This is a genomic window from Streptomyces sp. NPDC002055 (assembly GCF_040296705.1).
Classification (GTDB): domain Bacteria; phylum Actinomycetota; class Actinomycetes; order Streptomycetales; family Streptomycetaceae; genus Streptomyces.
Map to the genome: position 1 here is coordinate 15,759 of NZ_JBEOXS010000042.1, position 14,807 is coordinate 30,565.

A 14,807-nucleotide genomic window follows, 5' to 3' on the forward strand; every position below is an offset into this window, starting at 1 on the left:
CAGGGACCGCTACCGCGCCTCCAGGCCGCTCGCCATCGCGATGGCGCGGAGCACGGCCGCGGCCTTGTTGCGGCACTCGGTGTCCTCCGCGACGGGGTCGGAGTCCGCGACCACACCCGCTCCCGCCTGGACGTACGCCGTACCCTCGCGCAGCACTGCGGTACGGATGGCGATCGCGGTGTCGGAGTCCCCGGCGAAGTCGAGGTAGCCGACGCAGCCGCCGTACAGCCCGCGGCGGGTCGGCTCCAGCTCCTCGATGATCTGCATCGCCCGGGGCTTGGGCGCGCCGGAGAGCGTTCCGGCCGGGAAGCAGGCGGTGAGCACGTCGAAGGCGGTCCGCCCCTCTCCCACCCGGCCGACGACGGTCGACACGATGTGCATGACGTGGCTGTAGCGCTCGATGGACATGAAGTCGACGACCTCGACGCTGCCGGGCTCACAGACCCGTCCCAGGTCGTTGCGGCCGAGGTCGACGAGCATCAGGTGCTCGGCGCGCTCCTTGGGGTCGGCGAGCAGTTCCTCGGCGAGGGCGGCGTCCTCCTGCGGGGTGGCGCCGCGCGGCCGGGTGCCCGCGATGGGGTGCACCATCGCGCGGCCGTCCTCGACCTTCACCAGCGCCTCGGGGCTGGATCCGACGACGTCGAAGCCCTCGGCCCCGTCGATGCCGGGGAAGCGGAAGAGGTACATGTACGGGCTGGGGTTGGTGGCGCGCAGCACCCGGTAGACGTCGAGCGCCGACGCGGGGCACGGCGTCTCGAACCGCTGCGAGGGCACCACCTGGAACGCCTCGCCCGCCCGGATGCGCTCCTTGATCTCCTCGACCGCCTCCTGGTAGGCGGACCCGCCCCAGAGCGCGGAGAACGGGGGCAGCTGCGAGGGCGGCAGCGGCGCGGCGCTCGCCGGCGCGGGCCGCGACAGGTCGGCGGTCATCGCGTCGAGGCGGGCGACGGCGTCCGCGTAGGCCTCGTCCACGCCGGAGTCGAGGGCGTTGTGGTTGATCGCGTTGGCGATCAGCAGGACGGTGCCGTCCCAGTGGTCGAGGACGGCGAGGTCCGAGGTCAGGAGCATGGTCAGCTCGGGCAGCCCGAGGTCGTCCCGGGTGCTGTCCCCGATGCGTTCGAGGCGGCGCACGATGTCGTAGCCGAGGTAGCCGACCATGCCGCCGGTGAAGGGCGGCAGATGCCCGTCACCGCCGTCGGTCATCAGGTCCCGCGGGGTGTGCAGGGCCTCGACGGTGGCGCGCAGGGCGTCCAGCGGGTCGCCGTCGGTGGGGACGCCGACGGGCGGGCTGCCCAGCCAGTGCGCCGCTCCGTCCCGGACGGTGAGCGTGGCGGCGCTGTGGACGCCGACGAAGGAGTAGCGGGACCAGGAGCGGCCGTTCTCGGCGGATTCGAGCAGGAACGTGCCGGGGCGCTCCGCCGCGAGTTTGCGGTAGAGGCCGACCGGGGTGTCACCGTCCGCGAGCAGCCTGCGGCTGACGGGGATGACGCGGCGGTCGGCCGCCAGCTTGCGGAAGGTCTCGAGGTCCATCGTGACAGCGCCCGTGCTCATGATCCTGGATCCTAGTTGGCTGGGATCGTGGCCGACGGCCGGATCGTGGCCCGACGGCGGGATCGTGGCCAGCGGCGGGAGTGGCGGAAGCCGGAGTCGGGCGGAGGCCGGAGTTGGGCGGAGGCCCTGTCAGACGCGGGGCCCCAGGGGGAGGTCCCCGGCGTCGAAGCAGGTGCGGTCGCCGGTGTGGCAGGCGGCGCCGACCTGGTCGACCTTGACCAGCACGGTGTCGGCGTCGCAGTCCAGGGCCACGGACTTCACGTGCTGGACGTGGCCGGAGGTGTCGCCCTTGACCCAGTACTCCCCGCGGCTGCGGCTCCAGTAGGTGCAGCGGCCGGTGGTGAGCGTGCGGTGCAGCGCCTCGTCGTCCATCCAGCCGAGCATCAGCACTTCGCCGGTGTCGTACTGCTGGGCGACGGCGGGGAAGAGCCCGTCGTCGGTCCGCTTGAGGCGGGCGACGATGGCGGGGTCGAGGTCGGAGGGGCGTGCGGTGCTGGACATGCGGTCCATTGTGCCGCGTCGGACGGCCGGGGTGCGCCGCCGGCCGGTCCGCCCGGACCTCACCTCTCCCCGGCCTGTTCGGCCCGTCCGGCCCGCTCGCCCCGTCCGGACTGTTCGGCCGGTCCCGCTCCCGGAGTGCGGGGCGGGCCGGGTGCAGCTCTCACCGCGCGGGGCCCCGGACCGGCCGGTTCCGTCTGCCGGACACCTCCCGTTCACCGCCAACTCGACTGGATTCCACGACCCGATGAGCCGGATGTCAGTGCGGTGCGGCATGCTTCCGGCATGACCACTCCGCCCCCGCCGCACGACGCTCCGCAACCCGCCGCGGGCGGCTTCGGGCCGCCGCAGGGCTTCGGATCCGCCCCGGGCCACGGCCCGGCGCAGGGCACGGGCCAGGGTCCCGGATACGGCCCGGCGCAGGGGGCCGGCCAGGGCCCGGGATACGGCCCGGCACAGGGGGGCGGCTTCGGCCCGCCGCAGGCGTACGGCCCGCCCCGGAGCGGCTACGGCGCCTACCCGCCGCCCGTTCCCGGAGGCACCGGTCCGTCCGGCCCGGGCGGGCCCAACGGGCCGAAGATCGCCGCGCTCTTCATCGCGGGCGTGCTGGTGGCCGGGCTGGCCGTGGGCAGCTTTCTGCTCTTCCTGGGCTCGGACGACGGCGGCGCCAGGGCCGACGCCAAGCCGGACAGCCGCCGCACGGCGGATGCGGACCGGCGGCCGGGCGCCCCCGGCGCGGGCGGTCAGGCCTCGCCCCCGGCCGCGCCGTCCAGTGCCGCGCCGTCCGCGGGCGATCTGGTGCCGTTCGTCGCGCTCGCCCCGGGCCAGTGCTTCGACCACCCGGCGCTCGACCCGTCCGTCTCCGAGATCGAGACCCGCTCGTGCCGTACTGCGCACGACGGCGAGGTCGTCGCCAACGCCACGCTGAGCGGCGACTTCTCCTCCGAGCGCAAGCTCCAGGAGAAGTCCCTGAAGCTGTGCGAGAAGGCGGTGACGTCCCGGATGAAGTCCGTGCCGGAGGACGGCCGGCAGTACTACAGCTACGCGCTCTACCCGTCCCTGCAGACCTACCGCATACGCGACGAGAAGCGGATCTCCTGTGCGCTGACCCTGAGCGACGGGCCCGACGGGAAGAAGATGACCGGCCCGCTGGCGAGCTGAGCCGCGCCCCGCTCCGGGCGCCGGCACCGCGGCACGCCCTCCCGGAATGCCCGCGCGGCGCCGTGGCGGGGCCGGGGTGCCGGTCGTACGCTGGCGGCATGTCGACCCATGCGAAGCGTGAACGTCTGCTCCTCGCTGAACTGTTGGAGTCCGCGGGCCCGGTCGCCCCGACACTCTGCGAGGGCTGGAACACCCGCGATCTGGCCGCCCACGTGGTGGTGCGCGAGCGCCGTGGTGACGCCGCGGTGGGGATACTGCTGAAGCCCCTCGCCCCGCGACTGGAGCGGGTGCAGGCGGAGTTCGCCGCCAAGCCGTACGAGGAGCTCCTCCACCTGATCCGTACCGGGCCGCCCGCCCTCTCGCCGTACGGTCTGAAGCAGATCGACGAGGCCGCCAACACCGTGGAGTTCTTCATCCACGCCGAGGACGTACGCCGCGCGCAGCCGGACTGGAGCCCGCGGGACCTGGACCCGGTGTTCTCGGACGCCCTGTGGTCCCGCCTGGAGAAGGTGGCACGGCTGCTGGGCCGCCGGTCCCCGGTCGGCCTGGTGCTCCGCCGCCCCGACGGCCGGACCGCGGTCGCCCACCGCGGCACCCCCGTGGTGACGGTCACCGGGGAGCCTGGCGAACTGCTGCTGTTCGCCTTCGGCCGCCAGGAGGTGGCCCGCGTGGAACTGGAGGGCGACAAGGAAGCGGTGGCCCGGGCATACGAGGCGAAGCTGGGCGTGGCGCTCTAGCGAAGACGCCCGGTAGAAGCGCAGGGGCCGGCCGGCGGGAGCGCCGACCGGCCCCTGCGCGTGACCGCGGCCCTCCCACCGAGCCGGTTCACGGAACTTCCCCCTCCGGGAGGCGCCCCCCGCATGAGGCCCACACCTGCCGACCCCGACGCATGGAACGCCTATCTCGCCGAGGGCAACGCCACCCAGGCGCGCAAGCGGGTCGCGGCGGACGTGCTGCTGCGTGATGCGACGGGGCGTGTGCTGCTGGTGAATCCCACATACAAGCCGGGCTGGGATCTCCCGGGTGGTATGGCGGAGGCGAATGAGCCACCGGAGAGCGCAGCGGTGCGGGAGCTGGCCGAGGAACTGGGGCTCGACGTCGTACTGCGTGGCCTGCTGGTGGTCGACTGGGTGCCGCCGCACGGACCGTGGGACGACCAGCTCGCTTTCGTTTTCGACGGCGGTACCCTCGTCGGCCATCGGACGCAGGGCCTGGTCCCGCACGACGAAGAACTGTCCGAGGCCGCATTCGTCTCCCCCGTCAGGGCACGGGAGTTGCTCCCGGAACGGCTGAGGAATCGGCTGAACTCCACTCTACAAGCCTTGAGTGGCGGACCGATCTACCTGCACGACAGCGGCCCGGCCTGGTAGCACCGTCGAAGACGGCCCGGCGGGGCCCTCCCGCTCGCCCCGTCCGTACGTCCCAGAACACCTGACGGGATGCACCACCGCACGGGGAACACACCACCAAAGATCGTGCGGGAATTCGATGAGCGCCTTCATGGTGTCCACTTGTAGGAGGGAACGTTCCATGTACGTCGGGATCACCGGTCACCGAGGGCTGAGCAGCGACGTCGAGCAGCAGGTGCGGCTGCTCCTCGCCACGGCCGTCCGCGCATACGACGCCTCCGGTCTGACCGCGGTGTCATGCATCGCCGATGGGCCGGACTCATGGTTCGCCGAAGCGGTGCTGGAGCACGGTGGACGACTCGAAATCGTCGTTCCCGCCGAGGAGTACCGGGAAGGGTTGCCCGAGTCCCACTGGCCGCTCTACGACGCCCTGACGAACCGGGCGTCGGTTGTGCACAGCACGGGAATGACCACGTCCGACTCCGCGGCTCACATGGCCGGGAGCGAACTCATGGTCGGCCTCGCGGACGAACTCCTGGCCGTGTGGGACGGCAAGCCCGCCCGCGGCCACGGTGGTACGGCGGATGTGGTGGCACATGCCGAACGCCACAACGTGCCGGTGCGGGTGTTGTGGCCGGAGGGCGCTGCACGGGACTGATGCCCGGCGACCGCGGCCACCTCCCCGCAGGACACCGACGGGACAGCCGCCCCGGACACCGTCCGAGCCGCCGTCCCGTCGGTCGGGCTCAACGCCACCCGGGCATGCCGCGGAAGACGCCGCGGCGAAGCCCGCGTCAGCGCACCGGGTGCCCCGCCGCCCGCAGGGTGTTCTTGACCTCGCCGATGCGCAGGTCGCCGAAGTGGAAGACCGACGCGGCGAGGACCGCGTCCGCGCCGGCGGCGACCGCCGGGGCGAAGTCGTCCAGTTTGCCGGCGCCGCCGGAGGCGATGACCGGGATGGTGACGCGGGCGCGGACCGCCTCGATCATCGCGGTGTCGTAGCCGTCCTTGGTGCCGTCCGCGTCCATCGAGTTGAGCAGGATCTCACCGGCGCCGAGCTCCGCCGCGCGGTGCGCCCACTCGACGGCGTCCAGGCCGGTGCCGCGGCGGCCGCCGTGGGTGGTGACCTCGAAGCCGGAGTCGGTCACCGTGCCCTCCGGGCAGCGGCGGGCGTCCACCGACAGGACGAGGACCTGCCGGCCGAACCGCTCGGCGATCTCCTGGATCAGCTCGGGGCGGGCGATGGCCGCGGTGTTGACGCCGACCTTGTCGGCACCGGCCCGCAGCAGCTTGTCGACGTCGTCCGTGGTGCGGACGCCGCCGCCGACGGTCAGCGGGATGAACACCTGCTCGGCGGTGCGCCGCACCACGTCGTAGGTGGTCTCGCGGTCCCCCGAGGAGGCGGTGATGTCGAGGAAGGTGAGCTCGTCGGCGCCCTCGGCGTCGTACAGCTTCGCCATCTCCACGGGGTCGCCCGCGTCGCGCAGGTTCTGGAAGTTGACGCCCTTGACGACCCGGCCGCCGTCGACGTCCAGGCAGGGAATGACTCGGACCGCGAGGGTCATGAGCTGCTGGCTCCTCTGAATGCTTCTACTTCGACCTCGACCAGCACCCGCGAGTCCACGAAGCCGGAGACCACGACGAGGGTCGCGGCCGGGCGTACGGCGTCGAAGAGCTCCTGGTGGGCGCGGCCGACCGCGTCCACGTCACGGGCGTGGGTGAGGTACATGCGGGTGCGGATGACGCTCTCGGGGCCGAGGCCGAACTTCTCCAGCGCGGTCAGCGCGTTGCGGAAGGCGGCCTTCGCCTGCTCGTACGGGTCGCCCTCACCGTGCAGCACTCTGCCGGTGAACGGCATAGTGCCGGAGACGAGGACCCGGTCCCCGGCCGCGACCGCGCGGGCGAAGCCGATCGTCTCCTCCCACGGACTGTCGGACTGTACTCGCTGCACGGCATCGCTCATCCGGACACTGCCTCCAACGCCTCTTCGAGGGTGAATGCCTTGGCGTAGAGGGCCTTGCCCACGATGGCGCCTTCCACACCCTCCGGCACCAGACCGGCGATGGCCCGCAGGTCGTCGAGGGAGGAGACACCGCCGGAGGCGACCACCGGCTTGTCGGTGGCGGCGCAGACGTTCTTCAGGAGTTCCAGGTTGGGGCCCTGGAGGGTGCCGTCCTTGGCGATGTCGGTGACGACGTACCGGGCGCAGCCCTCGGAGTCGAGGCGGGCGAGCGTCTCGTAGAGGTCGCCGCCGTCGCGGGTCCAGCCGCGGCCGCGGAGCGTGGTGCCGCGGACGTCCAGGCCCACGGCGATCCGGTCGCCGTACTCGGCGATGACCTTGGCGACCCACTCGGGGGTCTCCAGGGCGGCGGTGCCGAGGTTGACCCGGGTGCAGCCGGTGGCCAGGGCGGCGGCGAGGGTGCTGTCGTCACGGATGCCGCCGGAGAGCTCCACCTTGATGTCCATGGACTGGGCGACCGCGGCGATCTGCGCCCGGTTGTCGCCGGTGCCGAACGCCGCGTCGAGGTCGACCAGGTGCAGCCACTCGGCACCCGCCCGCTGCCAGGCGAGGGCGGCCTCCAGCGGGTCGCCGTAGGACGTCTCGGAGCCGGACTCGCCGTGCACGAGGCGGACGGCCTGGCCGTCGCGGACGTCGACGGCGGGGAGGAGTTCGAGGCGGTGGGTGCTCATGGCGGGACCTTACGGTGAGGGAGGTTGCGGCCGGCGGAGGCAGCCCGCCACGGCCCGGCCGGCCCCGGCTGGTGCGCCGTGGGGGCCGGCGGATCCGCTGCGGGCGCCGGAGGTCATAGCGTGTCGAGCCAGTTGCGCAGGAGCTGCGCGCCGGCGTCGCCGGACTTCTCGGGGTGGAACTGGGTGGCGCACAGCGGGCCGTTCTCGACGGCCGCGACGAACGGTTCGCCGTGGGTGGACCAGGTGACCCGGGGGGCTCGCAGGGCGGCGTTGCCGGTCTCGAAGTCCCAGTCGCGCACGGCGTAGGAGTGCACGAAGTAGTAGCGGCTCTCGGCGTCGAGGCCGGCGAAGAGCCGGGAGCCCTCGGCGGGCTTCACGGTGTTCCAGCCCATGTGCGGGACGACGGGGGCGCGCAGCGGTTCGACGGTGCCGGGCCACTCGTCCAGCCCGTCGGTCTCGATGCCGTGCTCGATGCCGCGGGCGAAGAGGACCTGCATGCCGACGCAGATGCCCATGACGGGGCGGCCGCCGGCCAGGCGCCGGCCGACGATCCAGTCGCCGCGGGCCTCCTTGAGGCCGGCCATGCAGGCGGCGAAGGCCCCGACGCCGGGGACGAGCAGTCCGTCGGCGGCCATGGCCTTGTCGTAGTCGCGGGTGATCTCGACGTCGGCGCCGGCCCGGGCCAGGGCGCGCTCGGCGGAGCGGACGTTGCCGAAGCCGTAGTCGAAGACGACGACGCTCTTGGCGGTCCCGGTCATGCCCACACCCCCTGGAGCCGCATCACACCGGCGACCAGGCACATCGCCGAGGCGAGACCGAGCAGCACGATGACGCCCTTGGGCAGCTTCTGCTTGGCGAAGGAGTAGACGCCACCGAGCAGGAACAGACCGACGATGATGAGGACGGTCGAGAGGGTGTTCACAGAGCGCCCTTGGTCGAGGGGATGATTCCGGCGGCGCGCGGGTCCCGCTCGCAGGCGTAGCGGAGCGCGCGGGCGAGGGCCTTGAACTGGCACTCGACGATGTGGTGTGCGTTGCGCCCGTACGGCACGTGGACGTGCAGGGCGATCTGCGCCTGGGCGACGAACGACTCCAGGATGTGCCGGGTCATGGTGGTGTCGTACTCGCCGATCATCGGCGCCATCTTCTCCGGCTCGGTGTGCACCAGGTAGGGGCGGCCGGAGAGGTCGACGGTGACCTGGGCGAGGGACTCGTCCAGCGGGACGGTGCAGTTGCCGAACCGGTAGATGCCGGCCTTGTCGCCGAGGGCCTGCTTGAAGGCGGCGCCCAGGGCGAGGGCGGTGTCCTCGATGGTGTGGTGGCTGTCGATGTGCAGGTCGCCGTCGGTCTTCACGGTGAGGTCGAAGAGGCCGTGGCGGCCGAGCTGGTCGAGCATGTGGTCGTAGAAGCCGACACCGGTCGACACATCGACCTTTCCGGTGCCGTCGAGATCGACCTCGACGAGGACGGAGGTCTCCTTGGTGGCGCGCTCCACGCGGCCGACACGGCTCATCGGTTCTCCTTCGTGCTGCGTTCCTTGATCACCGCGCGTACGGCGTCGAGGAACGCGTCGTTCTCGGCGGGGGTGCCCGCGGTGACCCTCAGCCGTCCGGGGACGCCGTTGTCACGGACCAGCACACCGTGGTCGAGCAGGGCCTGCCAGGCGGCGTGCGCATTATCGAAGCGGCCGAACTGGACGAAGTTCGCGTCCGAGTCGGTGACCTCGCAGCCCATCGCCCGGAGCTCGGTGACCAGGCGGTCACGCTCGGTCTTGAGCTGCTCGACGTACCCCAGCAGCGTATCGGTGTGCTCGAGCGCCGCCAGCGCGGTGGCCTGGGTGACGGCCGACAGGTGGTACGGCAGCCGGACCAGCTGCACGGCGTCGACGACCGCCGGGTGAGCGGCGAGGTAGCCGAGCCGCAGTCCGGCGGCGCCGAAGGCCTTGGACATGGTGCGGCTGACGACGAGGTTCGGGCGGCCCTCGATCAGCGGCAGCAGCGAGTCGCCGTGGCTGAATTCGCCGTAGGCCTCGTCCACCACGACCAGCGAGGGCTTCGCGGCCTGCGCCGCCTCGTACAGGGCGAGCACGGTCCCGGCGTCGACGGCGGTGCCGGTCGGGTTGTTCGGGGAGCAGATGAAGACCACGTCGGGCCGCTGCTCGCCGATGGTCCGGACCGCGGCATCGACGTCGATGGTGAAGTCGTCGTTCCGGGGCCCGGAGATCCAGCCGGTGCCGGTGCCGCGGGAGATCAGCGCGTGCATCGAGTACGAGGGCTCGAAGCCGATCGCCGTGCGGCCGGGGCCGCCGAAGGCCTGGAGCAGCTGCTGGAGCACCTCGTTGGAGCCGTTGGCGGCCCACACGTTGGCGGCTTCCACCGCGTGCCCGGCGGTGCGGGTGAGGTAGGCGGCGAGCGCCGTGCGCAGCTCGACCGCGTCCCGGTCGGGGTAGCGGTTGAGGTGCCGGGCGGCCTCGGTGACCCGCTCGCCGATGCGCCGCACCAGCGGCTCGGGGAGCGGGTAGGGGTTCTCGTTGGTGTTCAGGCGTACGGGTACGTCGAGCTGCGGCGCTCCGTACGGGGACTTGCCGCGCAGCTCGTCCCGGATGGGCAGGTCGTCGATCCCGGTCACTTGGTCTGCGGAACCTCTCCGTCACGGGTGGTGCCGGGCTCGCCGCCGGCACCGGGCTTGTCGGTGAAACGCGCCTTGAGGGCCGCGCCGTGCGCGGGCAGGTCCTCGGCCTCGGCGAGGGTCACCACGAGCGGGGTGATCTCGGCGAGGGCGTCGCGGGTGTAGTCCACGACGTGGATGCCGCGCAGGAAGGACTGCACGGACAGGCCGGAGGAGTGGCAGGCGCAGCCGCCGGTGGGCAGCACGTGGTTGCTGCCGGCGCAGTAGTCGCCGAGCGACACCGGGGCGTAGGGGCCGACGAAGACCGCGCCGGCGTTGCGTACCCGGGCGGCGACCGCGGCGGCGTCGGCGGTCTGGATCTCCAGGTGCTCGGCGGCGTAGGCGTCGACCACCCGCAGCCCCTCGTCCACGCCGTCGACCAGCACGATCGCGGACTGCCGGCCCGCCAGGGCCTCGGCGATCCGCTCGCGGTGCTTCGTGGCGGCGACCTGGGTCCGCAGCTCGGTCTCGACGGCTTCGGCCAGCGCGACGGAGTCGGTGACCAGGACGGCCGCGGCCATCGTGTCGTGCTCGGCCTGGCTGATCAGGTCGGCGGCGACGTGCACCGGGTCGGCGGTGGCGTCGGCGAGGACGGCGATCTCGGTCGGCCCGGCCTCGGCGTCGATGCCGACACGGCCCTTGAGCAGGCGCTTCGCGGCGGCGACATAGATGTTGCCGGGGCCGGTGACCAGGTTGACCGGCCGGCACTCCGCGGTGCCGTAGGCGAACATCGCGATCGCCTGGGCGCCGCCCGCGGCGTACACCTCGTCCACGCCGAGCAGGGCGCAGGCGGCGAGGATCGTGGGGTGCGGCAGGCCGCCGAACTCCCGCTGCGGCGGGGAGGTCACCGCGATGCCCTCGACGCCGGCCTCCTGGGCCGGGACCACGTTCATCACCACGGACGACGGGTAGACGGCGAGGCCGCCCGGGACGTACAGGCCGACCCGCTCCACCGGCACCCAGCGCTCGGTGACGGTGCCGCCGGGGACGACCCGGGTGGTGTGGTCGGTGCGCCGCTGCTCGCGGTGGACCAGCCGGGCCCGCCGGATGGACTCCTCCAGGGCCGCGCGGACCTGCGGGTCCAGCTCGGCCAGGGCGCGGGTGAGCGCCTCGGCCGGAACCCGCACCCGCTCGATCGCCACGCCGTCGAACCGCTGCGCGTAGTCGATCAGCGCCGCGGTGCCGCGATGGCGCACGTCGTCGCAGATCGGGCGCACCTTCTCCAGCGCCGCCTCGACGTCGAACTCGGCGCGGGGCAGGAGATCACGCAGAGCGGCGCCGTCGGGGAGGGCGTCGCCGCGCAGATCGATTCGGGCCATGGGGAGTGATTGCAGCACGCGGTCAATTGTCTCAGACGCGGTCCGCGGCCCGGCCGCCCGTATCAGTGGCTGATACGTGGCAGGTCTTGATCATCCCTTGACGTGCTCCCTGGCCTAAAGTCCAGGGATTCCGGCCTGGGTCGGTTGACCCTTCCGGGGGCTTCCTGCTTCACCGCGCTGTGCGGGCACATGTACCCGTCTTACCCGCGCTCCACAGGCGTTTGACGTCTCCACCCGTCCGGCGGCGACGATACGGCGTCCTTCGGCCAGGACGTTGCATGCTGCGTTGTGATCTCGCTCATGCACGGCCCCACACTCACCGCAGGTCCACTCCCGGATGTGCAGGGGCTTGGGACCGTCCCGGAATCCGCACGTTGAGCAGAGCTGGGAGGACGGGAAAGCCCGGCCCACCCTGGTGAAGGTGCGGCCGTGTTTGGCGGCCTTGTATTCCAGCATGCCGACGAAGGCAGCCCATCCCGCGTCGTGCACGGACTTGGCCAGCCGGGTACGCCCGAGGCCGGACACCGCGAGGTCTTCCACATACACCGCTTGGTTGTCGCGAATGATCTGTGTGGATGCCTTGTGGTGAAAGTCCCGGCGCCGGTCCACAACCCGCGCATGCTGACGTGCGACCTTGACCCGGGCCTTGACCCGGTTCCTCGACCCCCTGGCCTTGCGGGACAGCTCCCGCTGAAGCCGCCTGAGCTTCCTCTCCGCCCGGCGCAGAAAACGCGGACTGTCGATCCTCCGGCCGTCGGACAGAACAGCGAACGCGGACAGACCGAGGTCGATACCGGTGTCGGCCTGCTCCTCGGGGAGGATGTCGGGCTCGGTGTCCACGACGAAGCTGAGGAAGTACCGCCCGGAGCTGTCCAGGGTGACGGTCAGGGAGGTGGGCGGGGCCGGAAGCCGGCGCGACCACCTGACCTTGAGGTTGCCGACCTTGGCCACGTACACCGTGCCGTTGGCCTGGAGGGAGAAGGCGTTGGTGTTCAGGCGGATCGACTGCCGGGTGTCCTTCTTCGACTTATAGCGCGGCGGCCCGACCCTGCGGCCCCGCCGCTTGCCCTTGATCGAATCGAAGAAGTTCCGGTACGCCGTGTCCAGGTCCCGCAGGGACTGTTGCAGGACGACCGCCGACACCTCCGCGAGCCAGGCACGCTCCTCAGTGCGCTTGGCCTGGGTGATGCGACGCCGGGACAGCTCCCCCGACGTCACATACGGCAGCCCCGCCGCCTGCGCTTCCCTACGGTCGCGCAGGCAGTCGTTCCACACCACCCGCGCGCACCCGAACGCCTTCGCCAAAGCGCGGCACTGGGAGGCATCCGGGTAGGCCCTGTAGTTGTAGCGGAGCTGCATGACCGCGACGCTACTACGATTTGGTCTCCTGGATCAGGTGAATGATTACAGGCGTGGCAGGCGTGTGGTTTCGGCGTTGCACGTTCACTTGGTCTTTGTGACCAAACACCGTCGCGGAGTGTTCGACGATGACATGCTGACGCGCTGCGAAGAGGTCATGCGGAAGGTGTGTGAGGACTTCGAGGCGGAGCTGACGGAGTTCAACGGCGAACGCGATCACGTCCACCTCCTGATCAACTACCCGCCCAAGGTCGCCGTGTCCAAGCTGGTCACAGCAGCCTTGAGACGCATTCATCCCCGGCGTGAACGCCGGGGCTTGTCGCAAGAGCCCCGGTAACTCCTGACCGCTAGCGTTCAGCCCGTTACGGAATGGGAATAGGGAGCTTGTACGAGCCGGACCGGCCGTGCGGCGCAGGAAGGGGTGCGGAGGTGTCCGTGCCAGACAACGGCGAGCCACCGGCGGGACTTGAGCTGACCACTGCGGAGTGGGGCATGTGGCAGGCGTTCCGCAACGGCAGTACACACGATCTTCGCACCCGCAATCCGGTCTACGACGATCCGAACGGCGGGCATCCCTGGGGGCCCGACCGCAGCGTCCGGGCCCGGGTGATCGCGCTGCTGCTGCTCTCCGGGCCGGCCGCCCAGCCCGGCCGGGTGGCCTCGCTCAAGCTGACCGGCGCGTACATCACCGGGACCCTGGATCTGTCCGGCGGCACCGTGGAGCCCTACGTCGAGCTGCAGGGCTGCCGCTTCGAGCGGCAGGTGCTGCTGCCGGAGTGCCGCTTCTCGACACTGCGCCTGGTCAGCTGTTCCATACCCCGGCTGGAGGGGGCCCGGCTGGCCACCGAGGGCGATCTCCATCTGCCGCGCTGCACCGTCCGCAACGGCATCCGGCTCACCGACGCGCACATCGGGACCGATCTGCTGCTCAACCAGCTCACGGTGCACAAGGACCGCAAAGGGCGCGCGCTGGCGGCCGACGGGCTGACCATCGCCCAGGACCTCCAGGCCGAGATGATCGAGGCCTTCGGCGAGATCAGCATGCGCGGGGCGCAGATCGGCGTGTCGCTGAGCCTGCGCGGCAGCCGGCTGCGCAATCCGTACGGGCGGTGGGCGCTGAACGCCCCGCAGCTGACGGTGGAGCGCACCCTCTACATGACGGCGGCGGGGCTGAGCAGCTCGCCGTTCACCACCGGCTCGACACCGCCGTACGGGATCACCAACACCCCGATGCGCGGGACCCGGATGCAGCGCTTCGAGTGCGAGGGCGGCGTCCGGCTGGACGACGGGCGGTTCGGGGACGCGGTCGACTTCTACCAGGCGCGGTTCGTCCTGGAGGCCGACCAGGAGGTGTCGCTGCGCCGCATCCAGACGCCGGAACTGCGGTTCCTGGGCGAGCGGCCGGCGCGCGGCCGGGTGGTGCTGTCCGGCGCCCGGATCGTCAACCTGGTCGACAAGTCGACCAGTTGGCCGGGGCCGGGCGGCCTCTCGATGGCCGGGTTCTCCTACGAGACCCTGATCCCGCGCGGCCACTTCCCGCTGGCCCGGCGGCTGGAGTGGGTGGCGGCGGCGACCCCGGAGTACGCCCCGGAGCCGTACGAGCAGCTGGCGAACGCGCTGCGGGCCTGCGGTGAGGACGCCGAGGCGCGGCAGGTGCTGCTGGCCAAGCAGCGCAGGCGCCGGGAGACTCTCCCGCCGGCCGGGAAGGCGTGGGGGTACCTCCAGGACTGGACCGTGGCCTACGGCTACAAGCCGGGGCGGGCGACGCTCTGGATGGCGGTGCTCTGGGCGTGCGGGGCGCTGCTGTTCGCGCGGCATCCGCCCGCGGAGCTCAAGCACGGCGAGTCGCCGCACTGGAACGCCGCGCTGTACGCCCTGGACCTGCTGCTGCCGGTGATCGACCTCGGGCAGGACAGCTACTGGAAGCCGGACGGGCGGTACCAGTGGGCGGCGGCGATGCTGATCGTGCTCGGCTGGATCCTGGCCACGACGGTGGCGGCGGGGGCGTCACGGCTGCTGCGGCGCAGTTGAGAGCGGGGGGCCCGGTCCGGTTCCGGATCACGGGCCCTTTCACTCCTGCCGGTGGGAGGCTTCACTCCTGCCGGTGGGAGGCGGCCACGTTCGGGTGACTTTTACCCGGCCTTGGCCATTCCGCGGGCAACCTTTCTGCTGATATCGAAGCGTCACCCAATCGCGCTGACACGGCTCCGACC

16 protein-coding genes and 1 pseudogene are annotated in these 14,807 nt (G+C 71.8%); 6 read left to right on the forward strand and 11 right to left on the reverse strand.

What is annotated here, in order from left to right:
* Window positions 1-9: 9 nt before the first annotated feature.
* Both ABT112_RS24070 and hisI read right to left on the reverse strand, forming a co-directional pair.
* Window positions 10-1,551, reverse strand: a complete 1,542-nt coding sequence (locus ABT112_RS24070) for an anthranilate synthase component I (RefSeq protein ID WP_351512802.1) — start codon at window positions 1,549-1,551, stop codon at window positions 10-12.
* A 129-nt stretch (window positions 1,552-1,680) separates the two neighbouring features.
* Window positions 1,681-2,052, reverse strand: a complete 372-nt coding sequence (gene hisI / locus ABT112_RS24075; RefSeq protein WP_351512804.1) for a phosphoribosyl-AMP cyclohydrolase — start codon at window positions 2,050-2,052, stop codon at window positions 1,681-1,683.
* Window positions 2,053-2,334: 282 nt separating this feature from the next.
* Between hisI and ABT112_RS24080 the strand changes: the two genes are divergently transcribed.
* From ABT112_RS24080 to ABT112_RS24095, 4 genes are all read left to right on the forward strand, one after another.
* On the forward strand, window positions 2,335-3,210 hold the full coding sequence (locus ABT112_RS24080; RefSeq protein ID WP_351512806.1) for a hypothetical protein: 876 nt from the start codon (window positions 2,335-2,337) through the stop codon (window positions 3,208-3,210).
* Between the two features lie 98 nt (window positions 3,211-3,308).
* Window positions 3,309-3,947 carry a TIGR03085 family metal-binding protein gene (locus tag ABT112_RS24085; protein WP_351512807.1) on the forward strand — a complete coding sequence of 213 codons (639 nt, stop codon included), beginning with the start codon at window positions 3,309-3,311 and terminating at the stop codon, window positions 3,945-3,947.
* Between the two features lie 123 nt (window positions 3,948-4,070).
* Window positions 4,071-4,580, forward strand: coding sequence for an NUDIX domain-containing protein (locus ABT112_RS24090; RefSeq protein WP_351512809.1), 510 nt, complete (start codon window positions 4,071-4,073; stop codon window positions 4,578-4,580).
* A gap of 160 nt (window positions 4,581-4,740) precedes the next feature.
* Window positions 4,741-5,217 (forward strand): hypothetical protein, encoded by a 477-nt coding sequence (locus ABT112_RS24095; protein ID WP_351512811.1) that lies wholly within the window; start codon window positions 4,741-4,743, stop codon window positions 5,215-5,217.
* Between the two features lie 136 nt (window positions 5,218-5,353).
* Here the strand turns inward: ABT112_RS24095 and hisF are convergent, their stop codons facing one another.
* The 9 genes from hisF to ABT112_RS24140 all read right to left on the reverse strand — a co-directional run bounded on the left by hisF (window position 5,354) and on the right by ABT112_RS24140 (window position 12,594).
* Entirely contained in the window at window positions 5,354-6,124 is a 771-nt protein-coding gene (hisF, locus tag ABT112_RS24100; RefSeq protein WP_351512813.1) for an imidazole glycerol phosphate synthase subunit HisF, read from the reverse strand.
* Window positions 6,121-6,522: a RidA family protein gene (locus ABT112_RS24105; RefSeq protein WP_351512815.1), complete on the reverse strand. Its 402-nt coding sequence runs from the start codon at window positions 6,520-6,522 to the stop codon at window positions 6,121-6,123. The genes hisF and ABT112_RS24105 overlap by 4 nt, the downstream gene beginning before the upstream one ends.
* Complete coding sequence (gene priA / locus ABT112_RS24110; protein ID WP_351512817.1) at window positions 6,519-7,250, reverse strand: bifunctional 1-(5-phosphoribosyl)-5-((5-phosphoribosylamino)methylideneamino)imidazole-4-carboxamide isomerase/phosphoribosylanthranilate isomerase PriA; 732 nt, start codon at window positions 7,248-7,250, stop codon at window positions 6,519-6,521. The genes ABT112_RS24105 and priA overlap by 4 nt, the downstream gene beginning before the upstream one ends.
* 113 nt (window positions 7,251-7,363) lie before the next feature.
* Entirely contained in the window at window positions 7,364-8,008 is a 645-nt protein-coding gene (gene hisH / locus ABT112_RS24115; protein WP_351512819.1) for an imidazole glycerol phosphate synthase subunit HisH, read from the reverse strand.
* A complete protein-coding gene (locus ABT112_RS24120) occupies window positions 8,005-8,172 on the reverse strand; it encodes a CG2302 family histidine operon protein (RefSeq protein ID WP_351512821.1) in 168 nt (55 codons plus the stop codon). Before ABT112_RS24120 ends, hisH begins: the two co-directional genes overlap by 4 nt.
* Entirely contained in the window at window positions 8,169-8,762 is a 594-nt protein-coding gene (hisB, locus tag ABT112_RS24125) for an imidazoleglycerol-phosphate dehydratase HisB (RefSeq protein ID WP_351512823.1), read from the reverse strand. Before hisB ends, ABT112_RS24120 begins: the two co-directional genes overlap by 4 nt.
* A complete protein-coding gene (locus tag ABT112_RS24130) occupies window positions 8,759-9,877 on the reverse strand; it encodes a histidinol-phosphate transaminase (RefSeq protein ID WP_351512825.1) in 1,119 nt (372 codons plus the stop codon). Before ABT112_RS24130 ends, hisB begins: the two co-directional genes overlap by 4 nt.
* Window positions 9,874-11,235 carry a histidinol dehydrogenase gene (hisD, locus tag ABT112_RS24135; RefSeq protein WP_351512873.1) on the reverse strand — a complete coding sequence of 454 codons (1,362 nt, stop codon included), beginning with the start codon at window positions 11,233-11,235 and terminating at the stop codon, window positions 9,874-9,876. The genes ABT112_RS24130 and hisD overlap by 4 nt, the downstream gene beginning before the upstream one ends.
* 114 nt (window positions 11,236-11,349) lie before the next feature.
* Window positions 11,350-12,594: an RNA-guided endonuclease InsQ/TnpB family protein gene (locus tag ABT112_RS24140; RefSeq protein WP_351512827.1), complete on the reverse strand. Its 1,245-nt coding sequence runs from the start codon at window positions 12,592-12,594 to the stop codon at window positions 11,350-11,352.
* 28 nt (window positions 12,595-12,622) lie between these two features.
* Between ABT112_RS24140 and tnpA the strand changes: the two are divergent.
* Together tnpA and ABT112_RS24150 are read left to right on the forward strand one after the other, a co-directional pair.
* A pseudogene (tnpA, locus tag ABT112_RS24145) lies at window positions 12,623-12,904 on the forward strand (IS200/IS605 family transposase); the annotation flags it as partial.
* Window positions 12,905-13,023: 119 nt separating this feature from the next.
* On the forward strand, window positions 13,024-14,625 hold the full coding sequence (locus tag ABT112_RS24150; protein ID WP_351512829.1) for an oxidoreductase: 1,602 nt from the start codon (window positions 13,024-13,026) through the stop codon (window positions 14,623-14,625).
* The last annotated feature ends 182 nt before the right edge of the window (window positions 14,626-14,807 follow it).